The following is a 1,150-nucleotide window of genomic DNA, read 5'->3' on the forward strand; positions in this document are numbered from 1 at the left end:
GTGTCGCAGTTTTGCCGCGATCATCGGATCAGTAGGCAGACGTTTTACAAGTGGCGCAGCCGCTTCAGCCAGGAGGGCCTGGCCGGTCTCGAGGAGCGCTCGCGCCGGCCGCTGTCCTCACCGGGCCAGACCACGGCCGCGGTCGAACAAGCGGTGCTGCGCACACGCATGCAGTTACTCGAAGCCGGTCACGATTACGGCCCTGAGGCGATCGTGTGGGCAATGAAACGCCAGGATCAGCAGGCGCCGTCGCGTACGACGGTGTGGCGGATCTTGACCCGCCACGCGGTGATCGTGCCGCAACCACAAAAGCGCCCGAAGTCAGCGACCAAACGGTTCTGCTTTCACCGCCCCAACGAGTGCTGGCAGTCGGACTGGACCCAGTGGGCGCTGGCCGATGACACCGTCACGGCCATCTGCGGCACCCTCGATGACCATTCCCGCTACCTCCCGGCGCTATGGGCTGGCATCGGTCACGGCACCGCTGAGTTGGTGTGGTCGACGATGGTCGCCGGTATCGCCGAATGCGGTGTCCCGGCCATGTCGTTGACCGACAACGGGCTGGCCTACACCGGGCGCCGTAAGGGCTTTGAGGCCTCGTTTGAGGCGAACCTACGGGCGCTGGGGACGCGCACCATCAACTCCCGCCCTTTTCACCCGCAGACCTGCGGCAAGATCGAACGGTTCTGGCAGACCCTGAAAAAGTGGCTACACGCTCAACCGGCCGCAGCCAGCATCGACGAACTCAACGATCAGCTGGCCTACTTTCGCGACTTCTACAACCACCACCGGCCCCACCGCGCTCTACGCGGAGCGACACCCGCTGAAATCTATACCGCCAGCGCCAAAGCCCACCCTGCCGAATATGCGCTGGCCGCACCGGTTTTCGTTAGCCGCCACACCGTCGACGAACGATCAGGCAACATACACGTTCCGCCCTACCGCATAGGAGTAGGGGTGCGCTGGGGCGGACACGTCTGCGACGTCATCCGCCAAGGCGATCACATCGCCATCTTCAGCGCCACGACTCTCATCCGAGAACTGACCGCCGACCCCACGCGCTACCACCAGCGCTGTGAATCCAACACCCGGACCTATCGCATCCGCGAGCCAAAACCGGCACCATAGGTGTCAGCGATGTCCCGAGACA

The 1,150-nt window shown here is 64.0% G+C and carries 1 protein-coding gene; it reads left to right on the top strand.

The window, feature by feature from the left end; translation table 11 throughout:
• Positions 1-1,128, top strand: a 1,128-nt coding sequence (locus BHQ18_RS28810; protein WP_069417038.1) for an IS481 family transposase, incomplete at its 5' end; no start/stop codon positions are given.
• Between the last annotated feature and the right edge of the window lie 22 nt (positions 1,129-1,150).

It is taken from the genome of Mycolicibacterium flavescens (assembly GCF_001722335.1).
In the GTDB taxonomy this organism is placed as follows: Bacteria; Actinomycetota; Actinomycetes; order Mycobacteriales; family Mycobacteriaceae; genus Mycobacterium; species Mycobacterium flavescens.